Here is a 17,355-nt window from a genome sequence, read left to right as displayed (position 1 = left end):
GTGACGCACTGACCGCTGGGGCGAGCCTCACTGAGCTGGCGCGGCCCCGCTACCCGCATTCGCCCATGAGTTCTTTTGGCTCTGTTGAATTTCGAATGGATGCAGCGCCCCCCGTTTTCGTTCGCCCTGAGCAGGGACTGAGCCTGCCGAAGGCCCGTGCGTCGAAGGGCTGGTGAGCGAAGTCACCCTGCGAGCAAGGCTTCGACAGGCTCAGCCCGAACGGAAATTCGGCGGTCATTGCCCACTCGAAATTTCAGAGAGGCGTTCTTTTCTTCCCGATCTCCCGCCTGCAGCCAGGCTGCCGCACTTCGGAGGGTTGGCCGATTGCGTCAAGGATCGGGCCTCCATCGTGCTCAGCGTGAGCGAAGACTGCAGCTTCGAGTTCATCTCACGCGGCGAGGCCAGGCCCTGCCAGGCGGTGGCCACCCGGCCGTTCGGGCGCCGCTCGTTGATCGCCAAGGGCGTGCCCATCGTGAGCATGGGCGTGAGCCCCAACCATGCGAGCTACCGCCTGTTTCGCAACATCGGCGAGAGCAGCAGCTTGAGCCTGCCGCGCAACCTGTTCAGCGAGTTCAATGAGCCGCTGCTGGCCTTGTATGAAGGGCGCAGCAGCCTCGTGCAGGCCCAGGCCTTGGCTCTCGCTCACCGAGATCGCACTGGCGGCCGGCTTCACCGACTCTGCGCATTTCAGCAACGCCTGGCTCAAGTCATTCGGCGGCTCGCCTACTCATTTCTTCTGCAATGAGCGGGTGGAGGTGATGACGGTGTTCCGCGCGCCCAGTTGCGCGGGCGAGCGGGTGCTGCCTTACCTGCTGTCGGAGCGCCGCCTCAGCGCTTGAGAGCCGGCGCGTTGCGCTGGGTTTCGGCCCAGGTGGCTTCGCACTGGCGCCTGATCTTGGTGTCGATCTCGGGGCCAGTGCCCTTGTCCATGGCCTTGGCCGCGAGCTGGCTCTCTTGCCGGTACTTCGCGGTCTGGCGCACCTTGGCCAGCTCGGCACGGGCCTTGTCGTCGGGCTTGACCTTCCACAGCGCCAGATAGGCCTCGTCGCGGTGGCCGCGCATGTGCTCGAAGCGGCTTTCGCACTTGGCAAAACCCAGGTCGAACTGCGCCAATACCTTCACCTTTGACGGAAGCGCATGCGCCGGGGCTGCGAGCAAGCCCAGCAGGGCGAGGGCGATCAAAGTTCTCATGTGAGCTGCCTTGGGGTGGGGAAACATGCCGAGCCGCATTGTGGGCATGAACGGCGGCGGAGACTGCAACCGAGTGTGGCGCTCAGGAAGCGACCCCGTCCAGCCGCTTTTCGCCGAACGCGAACGAGCCCGTCTGAATGCGCCCGTTGCGCACCTCGTAGATGCACATCATCTCGATGCGGCCGGGGCCTTCCGGGAAGGTGCGTGTGACTTCTTCGTGGTCGATCACGATGTGGCCCATCACCGAGCGCTGGATCAGGCGTGCGTGCAGATTGGGTTCGGTGAAGCGCGTGGCGCTGCGGGCGCGGATCTCGGCGTGGCCTGCGGCGAGCAGCCTGGCCGGAAGCTCGAACTGCTGGGCGTCTTCGGCATAGGTGGCGAGCCAGGCGAGGAGGTCTCGGGCGTTGTAGGCGTCGAGCTGGCGCTGGACGACAGTTTCTGGTGAGGTGTCGGGTGTCATGGGCGTGAATTCTTTCACGCTGGTCGCCTTGCGCTATTGCCTCTCTGCGAGAAGCCGAGCCCTGGCACCGATGCGAAGCGAGCTGTAGCGCACCCGAGGGTGGCGTCGAGGGGCGCAGGGCTTGAGGGTGGCGGGCGCAGCGCGCTTCAGTATCTGACCCTGAAGCCGCGCAAGCCTCACACCTGCATGTTCATGATTTCAGAGTAAGCCTGCACCAGCTTGTTGCGCACCTGCAGCGTCGCCTGGAAGCCGATCTGGGCCTTTTGCATGGCAACCATGGTTTCTTCCAGGCTGACGGTGGGGTTGCCCATCTGCACCTGCATTTGCATGTCGTCGGCCTTGAGCTGGGTTTCGCTCACCGAGCGCAAGGCCTGAGTCAGTTGCTGCTGGAAGCCTGCCCCATTCACCGGCTTGGTCGTGTTGACCAGCGGCATCCCGTTCGTGCCGAGGCCGGCGCGTGCGGCGGCTTGGGCGAAATTGAAGGGTTTGAGGGTGACATCCATGCAGAGAACTTTAGGGCTTTATGTAAGCAGGGATGTCTGGAACTGGGTGCCCTTTGGCGGGCTGTTCAGCCCATCCCGGCACCTCAAGTTTCCAAATAATCGTTCTCATCCGGGCGGTGTCTGCCTGCTCGTTATGGAACCTCAGCGAAGAACATGGACAACGCGGTCGCCATTGCCAACCCCAACACACTTGCCAACCCGGCCGGCTTCGGTGCGCGGCTGGCGGCGCTGCCGGCCAAGAGCCGCATCAGCCTTGGCATAGGCATAGCGGCGCTGATCGCCGTGCTCGCCGCCATCACGCTGTGGAGCAGCCAAGGTGACTACAAGGTGCTGTACGCCAACCTGTCCGACAAAGACGGTGGCGCCATCATTGCCCAGCTCTCCCAAATGAATGTGCCCTACCGCTACACCGAAGGCGGCGGCGCCATCCTCGTGCCGGCGTCACAAGTTCACGACCTGCGCCTGAAGCTCGCGTCGCAAGGCCTGCCCAAGGGCTCTGTGGTCGGCTACGAGCTGATGGACGGTGCGCGCTTCGGCCAGACTCAATTTCAAGAGCGCCTTACTTTCCAGCGTGGCCTGGAAGGCGAGCTCACCCGCTCCATCACCGCCATGCCTTCCGTGCAAAACGCACGCGTGCACCTGGCGCTGCCCAATCAGAATGGGTTCTTTCGCGAACAGCAAAAGCCCAGTGCTTCCGTCATGCTCTCGCTCTACCCTGGCCGCACACTCGACCGCGCCCAAGTGGCCGGCATCGTGCACCTGGTGTCAAGCAGCGTGCCCGAGATGAACCCCAAGGCCGTGAGCGTGCTCGACCAGACCGGCACCTTGCTCTCAGGCGCGCAAGACACCACCTCTGGCGCCGGTCTCGACGCTCAGCAGCTTCAGTACGTGAACCAAATCGAGGCGAGCTACAACAAGCGAATTCTCGACATCCTGGAGCCCGTGGTCGGCCGCGACAACCTGCGTGCCCAGGTGACAGCCGATGTTGATTTCTCGCAGACCGAGTCGACCTCGGAAGCGTTCAAACCCAACCAGGGCGCCAATGCCGAGGTGAGCGTTCGCAGCACACAGAGCAGCGAGCAGAGCGGCAGCAACGGCGCGGGCGCCACCGGCATCCCCGGGGCCACCTCCAACCAGCCACCGGTGGCCGCCACCGCGCCGCTGACGGGCGTGTCGCAGCCACTGCAAACCGCACAGGGCGGTGGTGCCGGAGGCCAAAGCAACAACAGCCGCAACGCCGTCACCAACTACGAGGTCGACAAGACCGTGAAGGTCACACGCAATGCCACTGGCACGGTGAAGCGCTTGAACGCCGCCGTGGTGGTCAATCACCGCAGCGTGACCGACGCCAAGGGCAAGACCACCAGCGTGGCCTTGAGCCCCGAAGAGATCGAGAAGCTCAATCTGCTGGTGCGCGAAACCATCGGCTTCAAGCAAGAGCGCGGGGACTCGGTCAAGGTGATCAATGCGCCTTTCAAGATTGAAGCCGTGGCCAAGGACGACACACCGCTGTGGAAGCAGCCGCAAACCGTCGACCTGCTGCGCGCGGGCGCCGTGCCCGCGGCCCTGGCCCTGGTGGCGCTGGTGATCGTGTTCGTGTTGATCCGCCCGGCCCTGAAGGCCGTGACGCGGCCGCTGCCGACCGACGCCCGTGGCAACACGTTGAATGCGGTGGTGGGTGATGCCGAAGTGCTGCCTGCCGCGCCAGAAGAATTCCTGCGCATCGAGTCGCCCAAGGTCAGCGCCCACCTTCACAGTGCGCGTGCCTTTGCGAAAGAAAACCCTACCGCCGTGGCCAACATCGTGCGCGGCTGGGTGAATGGCGACACGCTCAAGGCCTGAGAGAGAAGCAAAAGAATGGACGCACAGGGACTCGAAGACGCAGCCATATTGCTGATGTCGCTCGGCGAGGAAGAGGCCTCTGAGGTTTTCAAACACCTCACGCCCAAGGAAGTGCAGGGCCTGGGTGAAACCATTGCCCGCATGCGCAGCGTGCCGCGCGAGAAGGTCGAGGGTGTGCTGGAAAAGTTCGCCACCGTGGCCTCCGAGCAGAGCAACCTGGTGACCGACACCGACGAATACGTGAAGACCGTTCTGCGCAAGGCGCTGGGCGAAGACAAGGCCAACCTGCTGATCGACCGCATCTTGCAGGGCGGCGACGTTTCGGGCATCGAGAGCCTGAAGTGGATGGACGCGACCTCGGTGGCCGAGCTGCTGCGCAACGAGCACCCGCAGATCGTCGCCGCCATCTTGGTGCACCTTGATTACGACCAGGCCTCGGGCGTGCTCAAGTGCTTCACCGAACGCCAGCGCAATGAAGTGCTGGTGCGAGTGGCCACGCTCGACGGCATACAGCCCTCAGCGCTAAAAGACTTGAACGAAGTGATGAGCAAGGTGCTGGCCGGTGGCGACAAGCTGCGCAAGGCCTCACTGGGCGGCGTGAAGACGGCCGCTGAAATGATCAACCTGATGGGTGGCAGTGTCGAAACGGCAGTGCTCGACTACATCCGCGAAGCCGACAACGAGCTCGCCCAGAAGATCATGGACAACATGTTCACCTTCGACGATCTGGAGAAGATCGACGACAAGGGCATACAGCTCTTGATGAAGGAAGTGCAGTCTGAGTCTTTGGTCATCGCGCTCAAGGGCGCCACGCCAGAGATGCGCGAGAAGGTCTTCCGCAACATGTCGACCCGTGCCGCCGAGACGCTGCGCGAAGACCTTGAAAGCCGCGGCCCGGTGCGCGTGAGCGAGGTCGAGGCCGAGCAGAAAGAAATGCTGAAGATCGTGAGACGCCTGGCCGACGAAGGCCAGATCGTGCTCGGAGGCGGCGGCGACGATGAGTTCCTCTAAACCGCCACGCCCCGCGCCACCGCCCGTGGGGGGCGCGCCGAAACCGGCCTCGCCCTACAGCCGCTTCATTCCCCGCGAAGAGCTCAATGGCTTTGCGGCGTGGAAGCCCGGCGCGCTTTCCGGTGGCGAAGACTCGCCCGTGTCGCCCTTGCAGCGCGCCGAGCCACCTGCGCCACCGGCACCCCCCAAACCCTCGCCCGCGGAAGAGCTGGCGGTGCATGTGCGCACCGCGCGAACCAGCGGCTACCAAGACGGCTATCGCGACGGCCTGGTGGCGCTCGAAGGCTTCAAGCAAAGCTTTGCCTCGCAGATCACCGCGCAGCTGGGCACGCTCACGCAGTCGTACACCCAGCAGCTCGATGCCTTGCAGCAAGACATGGCGCGCGCGCTGGCCGTGTCGGCCACACACCTGGCGCGCCAGATCGTGCGCAGCGAGCTGGTGCAGCGCCCCGAGCTGGTGGCGGCGGTGGCACAAGAGGCCGTCGACACGCTGCTGCTCAGCGCGCATCACATCACCCTGCGTGTGCACCCTGATGACCACGCGCTGGTGTCGCAAGGCGCAGCCGACGTGCTGGCCGCTCGCGGCGCGCGCCTGCTGTCTGACGCGACCGTCACCCGCGGCGGCTGCCTGGTCGAATCCGACATCGGCGTGATCGACGCCAGCCTGGAGGCGCGCTGGCGCCGTGCGGCGGCCTCGCTGGGCATAGACGAAGGTTGGGATGGCGCAGCGTCTGTTGATGATGAGATGGCGGAGTAAAAAGATGAATTCAAAGACGAACGCCAGCGTTGACGCAAAGAACGCAAAGAGGGAATACCAAGAACGCGAAGAGAACAAGCAAGATTTCGCCTCCCATCTTTCTTCGCGACCTTTGCGTCTTCTCTTTGCGCTCTTTGCGTCAACGCTGGCGTTAGAAGCCTCGCCAGGAGCCGCCACATGATCACCTCCCCGCACGAGAACCAAGCACTCGCCGTCACCGAGAAGTGGCAGCGTTACCTCGCCGATTTGCAGACCTTTGCGGCCGAACCGGTGGCACTGGAAACGCAGGGCACCCTGGTGCGCGTGGCGGGCTTGGTGCTCGAAGCCGCCGGCATACGCGTGCCGGTGGGTTCGGTGTGCCAGATTCACATGGACGACCACCGCATCGACGGCCGCCCGCCCGTGCTCGCCGAAGTGGTGGGCTTCTCGGGCGACCGCGCCTATCTCATGCCCACGGGTGACGTGCAAGGCCTGGCCAGTGGCGCCCGTGTGGTGCCACGCCCTTCGCCCATCGTGCCCATGCTGCTCGGTGCTGCGCACCACCCGTGGCGCCGCGGTGAAGACCGCACTCAACACTTGCCGGTAGGCGATGGCCTGCTGGGCCGGGTGATCGACTCGCATGGCCACCCCATCGACCGCAAAGGCCCGCTGCAGCACGTGCACAAAGAGCCGCTGATTCGCCGCGCCATCAATGCGATGGACCGCGACCCGATCCGCCAGCCGCTCGACACCGGCGTGCGCGCCATCAACGCCATGCTCACCGTGGGCCGTGGCCAGCGCATTGGCCTCTTCGCCGGCACCGGCGTGGGCAAGTCGGTGCTGCTGGGCATGATGGCCCGCTACACCGCCGCCGACGTGATCGTGGTCGGCCTGATCGGTGAGCGCGGTCGTGAAGTGAAAGAGTTCATCGAAGACATCTTGGGCGAAGAAGGCATTGCCCGCTCCGTCGTGGTGGCGGCACCCGCCGACGCACCACCGCTTACCCGCATGCAAGGCGCGAACTACGCCACTGCGATTGCCGAACACTTCCGCGATCGTGGCCAGCACGTGCTCTTGCTGATGGATTCGCTCACACGCTATGCCATGGCACAGCGCGAGATTGCCTTGGCCATTGGCGAGCCGCCGGCCACCAAGGGCTACCCGCCGAGCTGCTTTGCCAAGCTGCCGCAGCTGGTGGAGCGCAGTGGCAACGGCATCCACGGCGTGGGCTCAATCACCGCTTTCTACACGGTACTGAGTGAAGGCGATGACCAGCAAGACCCGATCGCCGATGCGGCGCGCGGCATTCTCGACGGCCACATCGTGCTCTCGCGCGAGCTGGCCGAGGCCGGCCATTACCCCGCCATCGATGTGGAGCGCTCGATCTCGCGTGTGATGAACAACGTGAGCCCGCCCGAGCACGTGGACGCCGCCCGGCGCTTCCGCCAGCTGCATGCCAAGCACAACAAGGCGCGCGACCTGATCCAGCTCGGTGCCTACACGCCTGGCCACGACGCAGAGCTCGACACCGCCGTGCGCCTGCACCCGCAAATGATCCAGCTGCTGCAGCAAGACATGCACCGGCCCGCTTCCTTGCCCCAGAGCCTGCGCGAGCTGCGCAGCGTGGTGGGCAGTTGATTCCTCAGGACGTAAACCATGACCACTCCCAATCCTTCGCTAGACCCCTTGATGGCCCTGTTGGGTCAAGCCGAGCGCGAGCGAGACGATGCGTTGGCAGACATGCAGCGTGCCAACGAAGTGCACACGGCCGCACTGACGCAGGCCGAGCAACTGGTGGCTTACCGCGGCGAGTACGAAGCGCGCTTTCGCGAGCAGTTCAGCAAAAAGAGTTCGATCGACATCCTGCAGTGCTACCAGGGCTTCAGCGCCCGCCTGGGCCAGGCCATAGACCAGCAGCATCAGGTTGCCGGCCACGCTGCGCTGCGTGTCGAGCAGTCGCGTGAACGCCTGCGCGACCAGGAGATGCGTGTTGCATCTGTACGCAAGCTGCTTGAGCGGCGGGTGACCGAGCTGCGCCAGATGGCCGACCGCCGTGACCAGAAGCAGACCGACGAGTTTGCCGCTCGCGCCGCCTGGAGCCAGCTGCAACATCGCCCCTTGTCGCCCACCGTCTGATCGCCCCTGTCTGGATCGCCCCTTTTCTTGATCGCACCCCCCATGACTGCTGCCATCTCGTCTTTCACCGCGCCCCCGCTGCCGCAAGCGACTGTTCAGCCGCCCGCCCCGCAGCAACCGCACCACGACTTCGCCCAGATGCTCAGCCAGCGCCAGGCGCAGGCGCACGAGGCGATGCATGCCGCGCCCGAGCCTCAGCCGGCTGAGGAGCCAGCCTCCAAGCCGCAGAGCATGGCCAAGCAAGCTGCTGCCACCCCGCCGCCGGGCGAGCGCTCCGCTGCCAAGACCGGCAAGGCCCCGGCAGCCAAGGCCACTGAGCCAGCCGACCGCGAAGACAAGGCCTCGGCCAGCGACAAGGCGGTTTCGGCAGACGACGCACAGCCTGCGGAGGCTGTAGACCCCGCTCTGGCCGACTGGCTGGCAGCGCTTAACCTGCCGGCCGCTCCCGTGCCCGCAGACGCCCCTGTGGCCACCGGCCGAAGCGCAACCACGGCCGGCGCCGATCTCACTCGGGACGCGGCCGAGGTAAAAGGCGCCAAGGGCAAGCCCGGCGTGGTTGCGCTCAAGGCCGACGCCCCTGCGGCTGGCACCGCACGCAGCGACACCGAGCCTGCCGATCGCTTGGATGCCGCACGCGATACACGAGATGCACGCGATGCACGCGGGAAGCCCGACGCGGTGGCCACAGACACGAGCGCAAGCTCGTGGCAGGCCGCCATGGAGCGCGTGGCGCCGGCCGAGGTGACACCCCGGCATGAAACCCCGGGCATCGCGGCCTTGGCCGCGGCCCACGGCGTGGCGGCCCCGCAGCGCGCGGCCGAAGCCGCTGCCCCGGTGGCGGTGAGCATGCCCACGCCCGCCACCGCCCCCGAGTTCGCCCAGGCGCTGGGCGTGCAGGTGAGCGTGCTGGCACGTGATGGCGTGCAGACCGCCAAGCTGCACCTGAACCCCGCCGACATGGGGCCTATCTCGGTGCAAATTGCACTCGAAGGCACGCAGGCGCAGGTCAATTTCGGCGCCGACTCGGCTGCCACACGGCAGATCATCGAAAGCGGCTTGCCTGAGCTGGCCGCTGCGCTGCGCGACGCGGGCTTCACCCTCTCAGGTGGCGGTGTGCACAGCCAGGCGCGTGGGCGAGACCAGGCTGACGGCGCGACCGGTGGCGACGGCAACAGTCGTGGTGGTGCGTCAAGTGAGACGGAAGTCACGGCTCGGCCTGTGAAGGCACGCGTTTCGGCAGGTGGAGTGGACCTCTACGCCTGACCAGCCTTCACCGCCAAGGCGCTAAGAACGCGAAGAACGCGGAGGTCAGCCGGTTTCACCCGGCGACCTGTGGGTTCTTGGCGTCATTGCGGTGAAGAGACTTGCTCACGGCACCGCCGCCTCGGGGGAAGCCGGGCTTTCCCCCCGCTTATCAAGCCATCTAAAACCCACCAGGTTTTCATAATTTCAGCAGAGGCAGCCCCGTTTCGGGCCTGCCATTGAAGGAGCGTTCATGGCCACTGCCGCCGCCAAAGTCGACGATGTCGTCGCGGGCGATGTCGTCCCCAAAAAGGGCAAGAAGAAGCTGATCATCATCATCGCCGCTGCGGTGCTGCTGGTCGCGATTCTGGGCGGCGGCGGAACCGTGTTCATGATGAAGAAGAAGGCCGCTGCTGCGGCAGCCGCCGCGGAAGAAGACGGCGACGGCGAAGCGTCGGCCGCTGCTGAAGAAAAGCGCAAGGACCACGCCAAGCACCCGCCCACCTTCGTGGCACTCGAGCCCTTCGTGGTCAACCTTGCTGACAAGGAAGCCGACCGCTTCGCGCAGATCGGCGTCACGCTCGAAGTGGAAGACGCCAAGTTTGGCGAAGAGATGAAGGCCTACATGCCCGCCATTCGCAACGGCATCTTGATGGTGCTGGCCCACAAGACCTCGGCGCAGCTGCTGTCGCGCGAAGGCAAGGTTGCGCTTGCCCGAGAAATCATGCGCGAATCGGTGCTGCCCATGGGAATCGAGGTGAGCGAAGACGACGAGGTTGAGGCGGCGCCCGAGCCGAAGGCCATTTCCAAGACCGCCGACGACCCGGAAGAAGACACCCCCAAGCCCAAGAAGCGCAAAAGAGCCGCCACACCGAACCCGGTGAAACATGTGCACTTTTCCAACTTCATCGTCCAGTAAGACGCCATGAATCAACAGATTCTTTCGCAAGACGAAGTCGATGCTCTTCTGCAAGGCATCACCGGCGAGAGCCAGAAGCTGGAGCAGGAAGATGCCCCGCAAGGCGGCATACGCAATTACGACATTGCCAGCCAGGAGCGGATCGTTCGGGGGCGCATGCCCACGATGGAAATCATCAACGAGCGCTTTGCCCGCAACATCCGGATCGGCTTGTTCAACTTCATTCGCCGCAGCCCCGAGATCTCTATCGGCGGCATCAAGGTGCAGAAGTACAGCGCCTTCTTGCGCGAGATCGTGGTGCCGACCAACTTCAACATTGTGTCGGTGCGCCCGCTGCGCGGCTCGGGCCTGATCGTGTGCGACCCGACGCTCGTGTTTGCGGTGATCGACGCACTGTTCGGCGGTGCCGGCAAGTTTCACACCCGCATCGAAGGGCGCGATTTCTCACCCACCGAGACACGCATCATCACCCGCCTGGTTGAGGTCATCACCACCGAATACAAGAAGGCATGGCACGGCATCTACCCGCTGGAGCTCGAATACCAGCGCTCAGAGATGCAGCCGCAGTTTGCCAACATCGCCACGCCCAGCGAGATCGTGGTCGCCACCAGCTTCACGCTGGAAGTGGGCGACACCACCGGCACCATTCACTTCTGCATACCGTACGCCACGCTGGAGCCGATACGCGACGTGCTGTATTCGACCATCCAGGGCGACAGCAACGAGCCTGATCGCCGCTGGGTCAACCTGATGAAGCAGCAGATCCAGGCCGCCGAGGTCGAGATCGTGGCCGAGCTGGCCAAGGCGCCGGCGACGGTGGAGCAACTGCTGTCGTTCAAGGCGGGCGATTTCATCGAGCTCGACCTCGAAGCCGGCATACAGGGCAAGGTGGTGGGCGTGCCCATCTTCGACTGCCACTACGGCACCTCGAATGGCAAATACGCATTGAAGATCGATCACATGTTGTCCACCTCGAACATGGGGTGGCTGGGAGACCAAAATGGCAGCTGAAGAAGCAGGCGCAGCGTCCGCCGAAGACGCAATGGCCGCTGAATGGGCCGCGGCCCTGGCTGAATCCAAGCCCGAAGTGGCCTCGGAGGTGCAAACCGCCACCGAGCAGGCCTCTCCGGTGGCGTTCCAGAACTTCAGCGCGCAGGGTGCGCCCGGGGCGGGCAACGACATCAACATGATCCTCGACATCCCGGTGCAGCTCACCGTGGAGTTGGGGCGCACGCGCATCCCGATCAAGCACATCTTGCAGCTGGCACAGGGCTCGGTGGTGGAGCTCGACGCGCTGGCCGGCGAGCCGATGGACGTGCTGGTCAACGGCTACCTCATCGCCCAGGGCGAAGTGGTGGTGGTGAACGACAAGTTCGGTATTCGGCTCACCGACATCGTGACGCCGAGCGAGCGCATGCGCCGCTTGAGCAAAGGTTGACCGCGACACATGGCAACGACTGCGTTCACCTCGGTGCTGTGGTTCATCGCGATCATCGTGATGATCCCGGTCGCGCTGTGGCTGCTCAAGCGCACCCCCATGGGCGGCGGTGCCGCACAAGGCGTGATGCGCAGCGTGGCCATGCTGCCGCTGTCACCCGGCCAGCGCATCGTGACCGTCGAAGTGGGGCAGGGCGACGCTCGCCAATGGTTGGTGCTGGGTGTCACCGCCACCAGCATCACCACCTTGCACACCATGGCGCCGCAGGCCGAGCCGCCTGCTGCCGGCATGCCGGCGCCTGCGTTTGCTTCAGCGTTTTCGCAGATGCTGAGCAAGCTGCGCCGCGATCAGGGAGCTACGCCGCCATGACTTTTTTTTCGCCTCGCTTGAAGCGCCTGGGCTTCATCGCCGGCTTGTCGTTGTTGTCGGCCGTGCCAGTTGCAGCTTTAGCCCAAACCGCGGGTGGTGCGAGCCTGCCGCTGGTGGTGGGCCAAGGCGCAGGCGGCACCAGCTACTCGGTGCCCATCCAGACGCTGCTGTTCTTCACCGCGCTGAGCTTTCTGCCGGCGATTCTGCTGCTGATGACGGGCTTCACCCGCATCGTGATCGTGCTGAGCCTGTTGCGCCAGGCGCTGGGCACCCAGTCGGCCCCGCCCAACCAGGTGATCGTGGGCCTGAGCCTGTTCCTCACCTTCTTCGTGATGAGCCCCACGCTCGACAAGGTGTATGCGCAGGCCTACCAGCCGTACTCTGAAAACAAGATCGCCTTCGACGAGGCCCTCAAGCGTGGCGAGGTGCCCATGCGCGAGTTCATGCTCAAGCAAACGCGGCAGGCCGACGTGATGCTGTTTGCGAAGTTGGCCAAGATCGACCCCGCGGTGAAGAGCGCAGACGTGCCCTTCAAGGTGCTGGTGCCCGCCTTCGTGACCAGCGAGCTGAAGAGCGCGTTCCAGATCGGCTTTCTGATCATCATTCCGTTCCTGGTGATCGACATGATCGTCGCCAGCGTGCTGATGAGCCTGGGCATGATGATGCTGAGCCCGGTATTGGTGGCCTTGCCCTTCAAGCTGATGCTGTTCGTGCTGGCCGATGGCTGGAACCTGCTGCTCGGGTCGCTGGCGGCGAGCTTTGCCACCTAGTGCGCCGCTGGGGCTGAGCCTGTCGAAGCCCCTTTCGAGAACCTCGCTGCCCTTTGACAGGCTCAGGGCGAACGGAGTGAACTGAGACCATGGATTCCCAACAAGTCTTCACCTACGGCCAACAAGGCCTGTACCTGCTGCTGATGATCTCGGCCCCGGTGTTGCTGACGATTCTGGGGGTCGGTTTGCTCGTGAGCATCTTCCAGGCGGCCACGCAAATCCATGAATCGACGCTGTCTTTCGTGCCCAAGATGATTGCCGCGGTGGCGGTGCTCGCCGTCGCCGGCCCATGGATGCTGACCACCCTTGTCGAATACATCCAACGCACGCTCACTGCCATCCCAAGTGTCGTGGGCTGAGGCAACGTGCACCCATGCTCACCTTCAGTGAAGCCCAGCTGACGGCGTGGATCACGCCGCTGCTGTGGCCTTTCCTGCGTGTGCTGTCGCTGTTCATGACAGCGCCCGTGCTGTCGCAGCGCAACGTGCCGCTGCGCGTGCGAGTAGGCCTGGCCTTTCTGATCACCGTTTGCGCCCAGGCGTCCCTGCCTGAGATGCCGGCCATCGCGCTCGACTCCCCGCTGGCGGTGCTGGTGGTCATTCAGCAAGTGTTGGTCGGCGCGACGATGGGCTTTTCGGCACGCATCGTCTTCGCCGCCATCGAGTTCGCCGGCGAGCTGGTGGGTTTGCAGATGGGCCTGAACTACGCTGGCTTCTTCGACCCCTCTACCGGCGGCCAGGGCACGGCGGTGGGCCGCTTCTACGGCACCACGGTGGCGTGGCTCTTCATCATCATCAATGGGCATCTGCTGCTCATCATGGCGCTGGTACAGAGCTTTCACGCCTTCCCGGTAGGCCCCGAGCCGTTTGCATTCTTGCGGGCGCTGCAGCCGCAGGTGTGGGGCGCCGAAGTCTTCAAGCTGGGCTTGTGGATCGCACTGCCAGTGGTGACCATGCTGTTCTTTGTCAACCTGGTGCTGGGTGTGATCTCGCGCGTGTCGCAGCAGATGAACATCTTCGCCATTGGCTTCCCGGTCACCCTGGGCGTGGGCCTGCTGGGGGTGCTGCTCACGCTGCCGATGATGGAGGCGCCGTTCACGATGGCGCTGGAGCAGATGCTGGCGCGCTTCCAGTAGGGGCGCGGGTCAGACCCGACCGAGCTTCACCACCACGTTGTCGTTGCGCAGGCAGGCGGCGCGGGCAAGACGGGAAGTGGGCTGCGCTTTGCCCTCTTATCCGGTTCAAGTTCCCGTCACACCCGGAAACAATAGAGAAGCCCTAGAACACCCTCGCCATGGCCGCTTCCGACCAAGACCGCAACCTTCCCGCTTCACAGCGAAAACTCGACAAGGCCCGCAGAGAGGGGCAGGTCGTGCGTTCGCGTGACCTCGGGCATTTCGCGGCGATTGCGGCCGGTGGTGCGCTGCTGGTGGCAGTGGCGCCGCAGGTCACGACCTGGTCGGCCCGGCTGCTGAGCAACGGGCTGCGCTTCAACGCTGCATCGGTGCAGAGCCCCGAGTTCATGGCCGAGCGCCTGGGCGATCTCACGCTGCAGATGATGTGGATCGTGGTGCCGCTGGGTTTTCTGATGATGGCCGTGGCGCTGGCCATGAGCGTGGCCGTCGGCGGCTGGGTCTGGACCTTCAAGCCGCTGATGCCGAATTTCGGCAAGCTCAACCCGATCACCGGCATTCCTCGCCTGTTTTCCAAGCAGCAGCTCATTGATGCCCTCAAGGCCTCAACGCTTGCGCTCATCCTCGGCACCATAGGCGGCTTGTACCTGCGCGCCAACATCGCCACCTTCGGGGGCGTGCTGGCCATGCCCCTGCCGGCTGCGCTGTCGCACGCCGGCAGCGCCGTCGTCGGCGGCATCTTGCTGCTGCTGCTGGCATTGGCCGCCTTCGCCGTGGTCGACGTACCGCTGCAAAAGCACCTGCACGCTGCGAAGCTCAAGATGAGCCACCAGGAAATGAAGCAGGAGCAAAAGGAAACCGAGGGCAACGTCGAAGTCAAAGCCAAGGCGCGTGCCCGCATGCGCGAGATGAACAACAGGCGCATGCTCGCCGCCATCCCGAATGCCGACCTGGTCGTGATGAACCCGACCCACTACGCCGTCGCGCTCAAGTACGACGATGCCAAGATGGGTGCGCCGCGTGTGGTGGCCAAGGGTGCCGACCTCATTGCGATGAAGATTCGCGACATCGCCAAGAGCTCGCAGGTGCCGGTGCTGCAGGCCCCGGTGCTCGCACGTGCGCTGTATGCGCATGCCGAAGTTGACCGCGAGATCCCTGCGGCGTTGTTCTCGGCCGTGGCGCAGGTGTTGGCCTATGTGTACCAGCTGCGCGCCGCGCTCACCGGCCGCGTGGCCATGCCGGGTGCCTTGCCTGAGCTGAACGTGCCGGCCGAACTCGACCCGCATAACAAACCCGGCTTCGTGCCTGATGAGGTGATGGAATGAATGCGCTGATGAAGCAGATGCAAGCCTTCCTCGGCCCGCACGCGACCGCCATCAAGGCGTTGATGGCGCCGGTGTTCATCATCATGGTGCTGTCCATGATGGTGCTGCCGCTGCCGGCCTTTGCACTCGACCTGCTGTTCACCTTCAATATTGCGATGGCGCTGATGGTGATGATGGTGGCGGCCTACATGGTCAAGCCGCTCGACTTCTCGGCTTTCCCGACCGTCATCTTGCTGACCACGCTTTTGCGTCTGTCGCTCAATATTGCTTCTACCCGCGTGGTGCTGTTGCAAGGCCACACCGGCCCGGGTGCTGCGGGGCAGGTGATCGAATCGTTTGGCCACTTCCTGATCGGCGGCAACTTCGCCGTCGGCCTGATCGTGTTTGCCATTCTGGTGGTGATCAACTTCGTGGTGGTGACCAAGGGCGCAGAGCGCATCGCCGAAGTGGGCGCGCGTTTCACCTTGGACGCCATGCCGGGCAAGCAGATGGCGATCGACGCCGACCTCAACGCTGGCCTGATCGACGAGAAAGAAGCCAAGCGCCGCCGCCTGGAAGTGGGCAACGAAGCCGAGTTCTTCGGCTCCATGGACGGCGCCAGCAAATTTGTGCGTGGCGACGCCATCGCGGGCCTGCTCGTGCTCTTCATCAACATCATCGGCGGCTTCATCATCGGGGTGGCGCAGCACGACCTGTCGGCCGCGCAAGCCGCCAACAGCTACATCCTGATGGCCGTGGGCGACGCGCTCGTGGCGCAGGTGCCGGCGCTGCTGATCTCGGTGGCCGCCGCCATGGTGGTCTCGCGCGTCGGCAAAGAGCAAGACGTGGGCACCCAGATCGCCGCTCAGGTGTTCAACTCGCCGCGCACCCTGGCCATTACCGCCTCGGTGATCGGCTTGCTGGGGCTGATCCCGGGCATGCCGCACTTTGTGTTCTTGCTCATTGCGGGGGGGCTGGGCTATGCCTCGTGGTGGATGAACCGGCGCAACAAGCGCGCCAGGCTCGCGCCGCCCACGCCTGTCATCAGCGCTGAGCCGAACGCTGAAGCCACTTGGGACGACCTGCAACCCGTCGACACCCTGGGCCTGGAAGTGGGCTACCGCCTGATCGCGCTGGTAGACAAGGCGCGCCAAGGTGACCTGTTGCAACGCATCAAGGGCGTGCGCCGCAAGTTTGCGCAAGACGTGGGCTTCTTGCCGCCACCGGTGCACATACGCGACAACCTGGAATTGAAGCCCAGCATGTACCGCCTGACGCTGCGTGGTGCGGTGGTGGGCGAGGGCGAAGCCTTCCCCGGCATGCTGCTGGCCATCAACCCGGGCGGCGCCACCACCAACTTGATCGGCACCAAGACCACCGACCCCGCCTTCGGCCTGCCCGCGGTGTGGATCGAAGAGCGCCAGCGCGAAGCCGCGCAGATGAACGGCTTCACCGTGGTCGATTGCTCGACCGTGATCGCCACTCACCTTTCGCACCTGATGCAGCTGCATGCCGCCAAGCTGCTGGGCCGGGTGGAGGTGCAGCAACTGGTCGAGCACGTGACCAAGCTCGCACCCAAGATGATCGAAGACGTGGTGCCCAAGATGGTGAGCATCCCGGCGTTGCAGAAGGTATTGCAGCTGCTGCTCGAAGAGGGCGTGCACATACGCGACATGCGCAGCATCGTCGAATGCCTGGCCGAGCACTCGTCAACGGTGAGCGACCCGGCCGAGCTGTCACGCCGCATTCGCATTCATATCGCGCCGGCCATCGTGCAGCAGATTTACGGGCCGGTGCAAGAGCTCGAAGTGATCGCGCTCGAGCCCGAGCTGGAGCGCCTGGTCACGCAGGCTTTGAACTCGCCGCATGGCGCCGCGCTAGACCCCGGTGTGGCAGACACGCTCACCCGCAGTGCCGCGGAATCGGCCAAGCGGCAAGAAGACCTGGGGCACCCGGCGTGTCTTTTGGTGCCCGACATGATTCGCGCGCCGATGGCTCGTTTGCTCAAGCGTGCGGCGCCGCGGCTGCGGGTGCTGGGGCACAGCGAGATACCTGAGACGCATTCGATACGCATTGGGGCCATCATCGGCGGGCAGGCGTAACCTGCTCGCGCGCCTCAGCTCGCTCGGCTGATCGCCTGCCGCTCAGCCTCAGCACTACCCGCTCAGCCTGACCCTTCGACAAGCTCAGGACAGGGTCCGCTTCGCGGATCGAAGACCCGCTCGGTTTTGCCTGGGTCTTGTTCACTGCGTGAGGCCGCGCCGGGATTTCGCCCCGGCAGGCGACCGTCTTTCTTGGATCG

The 17,355-nt window shown here is 64.6% G+C and carries 19 protein-coding genes; 16 read left to right on the top strand and 3 right to left on the bottom strand.

Annotation, left to right across the window (positions count from 1 at the left end; all coding sequences use genetic code 11):
• Window positions 1–316 precede the first annotated feature (316 nt).
• Window positions 317–745: a hypothetical protein gene (locus AC30QB_RS18840; RefSeq protein WP_489547801.1), complete on the top strand. Its 429-nt coding sequence runs from the start codon at window positions 317–319 to the stop codon at window positions 743–745.
• A gap of 83 nt (window positions 746–828) precedes the next feature.
• Here AC30QB_RS18840 and AC30QB_RS18835 read toward each other — a convergent pair whose 3' ends face one another.
• From AC30QB_RS18835 to fliE, 3 genes are all read right to left on the bottom strand, one after another.
• Window positions 829–1,191 carry a hypothetical protein gene (locus AC30QB_RS18835; RefSeq protein ID WP_489547800.1) on the bottom strand — a complete coding sequence of 121 codons (363 nt, stop codon included), beginning with the start codon at window positions 1,189–1,191 and terminating at the stop codon, window positions 829–831.
• 82 nt (window positions 1,192–1,273) lie between these two features.
• Window positions 1,274–1,669: a nuclear transport factor 2 family protein gene (locus AC30QB_RS18830; protein WP_489547799.1), complete on the bottom strand. Its 396-nt coding sequence runs from the start codon at window positions 1,667–1,669 to the stop codon at window positions 1,274–1,276.
• A 158-nt stretch (window positions 1,670–1,827) separates the two neighbouring features.
• Entirely contained in the window at window positions 1,828–2,154 is a 327-nt protein-coding gene (gene fliE / locus AC30QB_RS18825) for a flagellar hook-basal body complex protein FliE (protein ID WP_489547798.1), read from the bottom strand.
• Window positions 2,155–2,307: 153 nt separating this feature from the next.
• Between fliE and fliF the strand changes: the two genes are divergently transcribed.
• The 15 genes from fliF to flhA all read left to right on the top strand — a co-directional run bounded on the left by fliF (window position 2,308) and on the right by flhA (window position 17,155).
• On the top strand, window positions 2,308–3,996 hold the full coding sequence (gene fliF / locus AC30QB_RS18820; protein WP_489547797.1) for a flagellar basal-body MS-ring/collar protein FliF: 1,689 nt from the start codon (window positions 2,308–2,310) through the stop codon (window positions 3,994–3,996).
• Between the two features lie 15 nt (window positions 3,997–4,011).
• Window positions 4,012–5,007 (top strand): flagellar motor switch protein FliG, encoded by a 996-nt coding sequence (fliG, locus tag AC30QB_RS18815; RefSeq protein WP_489547796.1) that lies wholly within the window; start codon window positions 4,012–4,014, stop codon window positions 5,005–5,007.
• Window positions 4,994–5,764: a FliH/SctL family protein gene (locus tag AC30QB_RS18810; protein ID WP_489547795.1), complete on the top strand. Its 771-nt coding sequence runs from the start codon at window positions 4,994–4,996 to the stop codon at window positions 5,762–5,764. Before fliG ends, AC30QB_RS18810 begins: the two co-directional genes overlap by 14 nt.
• Window positions 5,765–5,941: 177 nt before the next feature.
• Window positions 5,942–7,381, top strand: coding sequence for a flagellar protein export ATPase FliI (gene fliI / locus AC30QB_RS18805; protein WP_489547794.1), 1,440 nt, complete (start codon window positions 5,942–5,944; stop codon window positions 7,379–7,381).
• A gap of 18 nt (window positions 7,382–7,399) precedes the next feature.
• Window positions 7,400–7,879, top strand: coding sequence for a flagellar export protein FliJ (gene fliJ, locus AC30QB_RS18800; RefSeq protein WP_489547793.1), 480 nt, complete (start codon window positions 7,400–7,402; stop codon window positions 7,877–7,879).
• Window positions 7,880–7,921: 42 nt separating this feature from the next.
• Complete coding sequence (locus tag AC30QB_RS18795; RefSeq protein ID WP_489547792.1) at window positions 7,922–9,142, top strand: flagellar hook-length control protein FliK; 1,221 nt, start codon at window positions 7,922–7,924, stop codon at window positions 9,140–9,142.
• 232 nt (window positions 9,143–9,374) lie between these two features.
• The gene (locus AC30QB_RS18790; protein WP_489547791.1) at window positions 9,375–10,040 is read left to right on the top strand and encodes a flagellar basal body-associated FliL family protein; all 666 of its coding nucleotides are present in this window, start codon (window positions 9,375–9,377) and stop codon (window positions 10,038–10,040) included.
• Window positions 10,041–10,046: 6 nt separating this feature from the next.
• On the top strand, window positions 10,047–11,051 hold the full coding sequence (gene fliM, locus AC30QB_RS18785; RefSeq protein ID WP_489547790.1) for a flagellar motor switch protein FliM: 1,005 nt from the start codon (window positions 10,047–10,049) through the stop codon (window positions 11,049–11,051).
• Window positions 11,041–11,478: a flagellar motor switch protein FliN gene (gene fliN, locus AC30QB_RS18780; RefSeq protein ID WP_489547789.1), complete on the top strand. Its 438-nt coding sequence runs from the start codon at window positions 11,041–11,043 to the stop codon at window positions 11,476–11,478. Before fliM ends, fliN begins: the two co-directional genes overlap by 11 nt.
• Window positions 11,479–11,487: 9 nt before the next feature.
• Window positions 11,488–11,847, top strand: a complete 360-nt coding sequence (locus AC30QB_RS18775) for a FliO/MopB family protein (protein WP_489547788.1) — start codon at window positions 11,488–11,490, stop codon at window positions 11,845–11,847.
• Window positions 11,844–12,617, top strand: a complete 774-nt coding sequence (gene fliP / locus AC30QB_RS18770; protein ID WP_489547787.1) for a flagellar type III secretion system pore protein FliP — start codon at window positions 11,844–11,846, stop codon at window positions 12,615–12,617. Before AC30QB_RS18775 ends, fliP begins: the two co-directional genes overlap by 4 nt.
• Window positions 12,618–12,706: 89 nt before the next feature.
• Window positions 12,707–12,976, top strand: coding sequence for a flagellar biosynthesis protein FliQ (gene fliQ, locus AC30QB_RS18765; protein WP_489547786.1), 270 nt, complete (start codon window positions 12,707–12,709; stop codon window positions 12,974–12,976).
• 14 nt (window positions 12,977–12,990) lie between these two features.
• Window positions 12,991–13,752: a flagellar biosynthetic protein FliR gene (fliR, locus tag AC30QB_RS18760; RefSeq protein ID WP_489547785.1), complete on the top strand. Its 762-nt coding sequence runs from the start codon at window positions 12,991–12,993 to the stop codon at window positions 13,750–13,752.
• 158 nt (window positions 13,753–13,910) lie between these two features.
• Window positions 13,911–15,074: an EscU/YscU/HrcU family type III secretion system export apparatus switch protein gene (locus AC30QB_RS18755; protein ID WP_489547784.1), complete on the top strand. Its 1,164-nt coding sequence runs from the start codon at window positions 13,911–13,913 to the stop codon at window positions 15,072–15,074.
• Window positions 15,071–17,155 carry a flagellar biosynthesis protein FlhA gene (flhA, locus tag AC30QB_RS18750; protein WP_489547783.1) on the top strand — a complete coding sequence of 695 codons (2,085 nt, stop codon included), beginning with the start codon at window positions 15,071–15,073 and terminating at the stop codon, window positions 17,153–17,155. The genes AC30QB_RS18755 and flhA overlap by 4 nt, the downstream gene beginning before the upstream one ends.
• The last annotated feature ends 200 nt before the right edge of the window (window positions 17,156–17,355 follow it).

It is taken from the genome of Rhizobacter sp. (genome assembly GCF_046595475.1).
Lineage (GTDB): Bacteria > Pseudomonadota > Gammaproteobacteria > Burkholderiales > Burkholderiaceae_C > Rhizobacter.
Note: the sequence above shows the minus strand (reverse complement) of the source record. Positions and strands in the feature narration are given on the sequence as shown.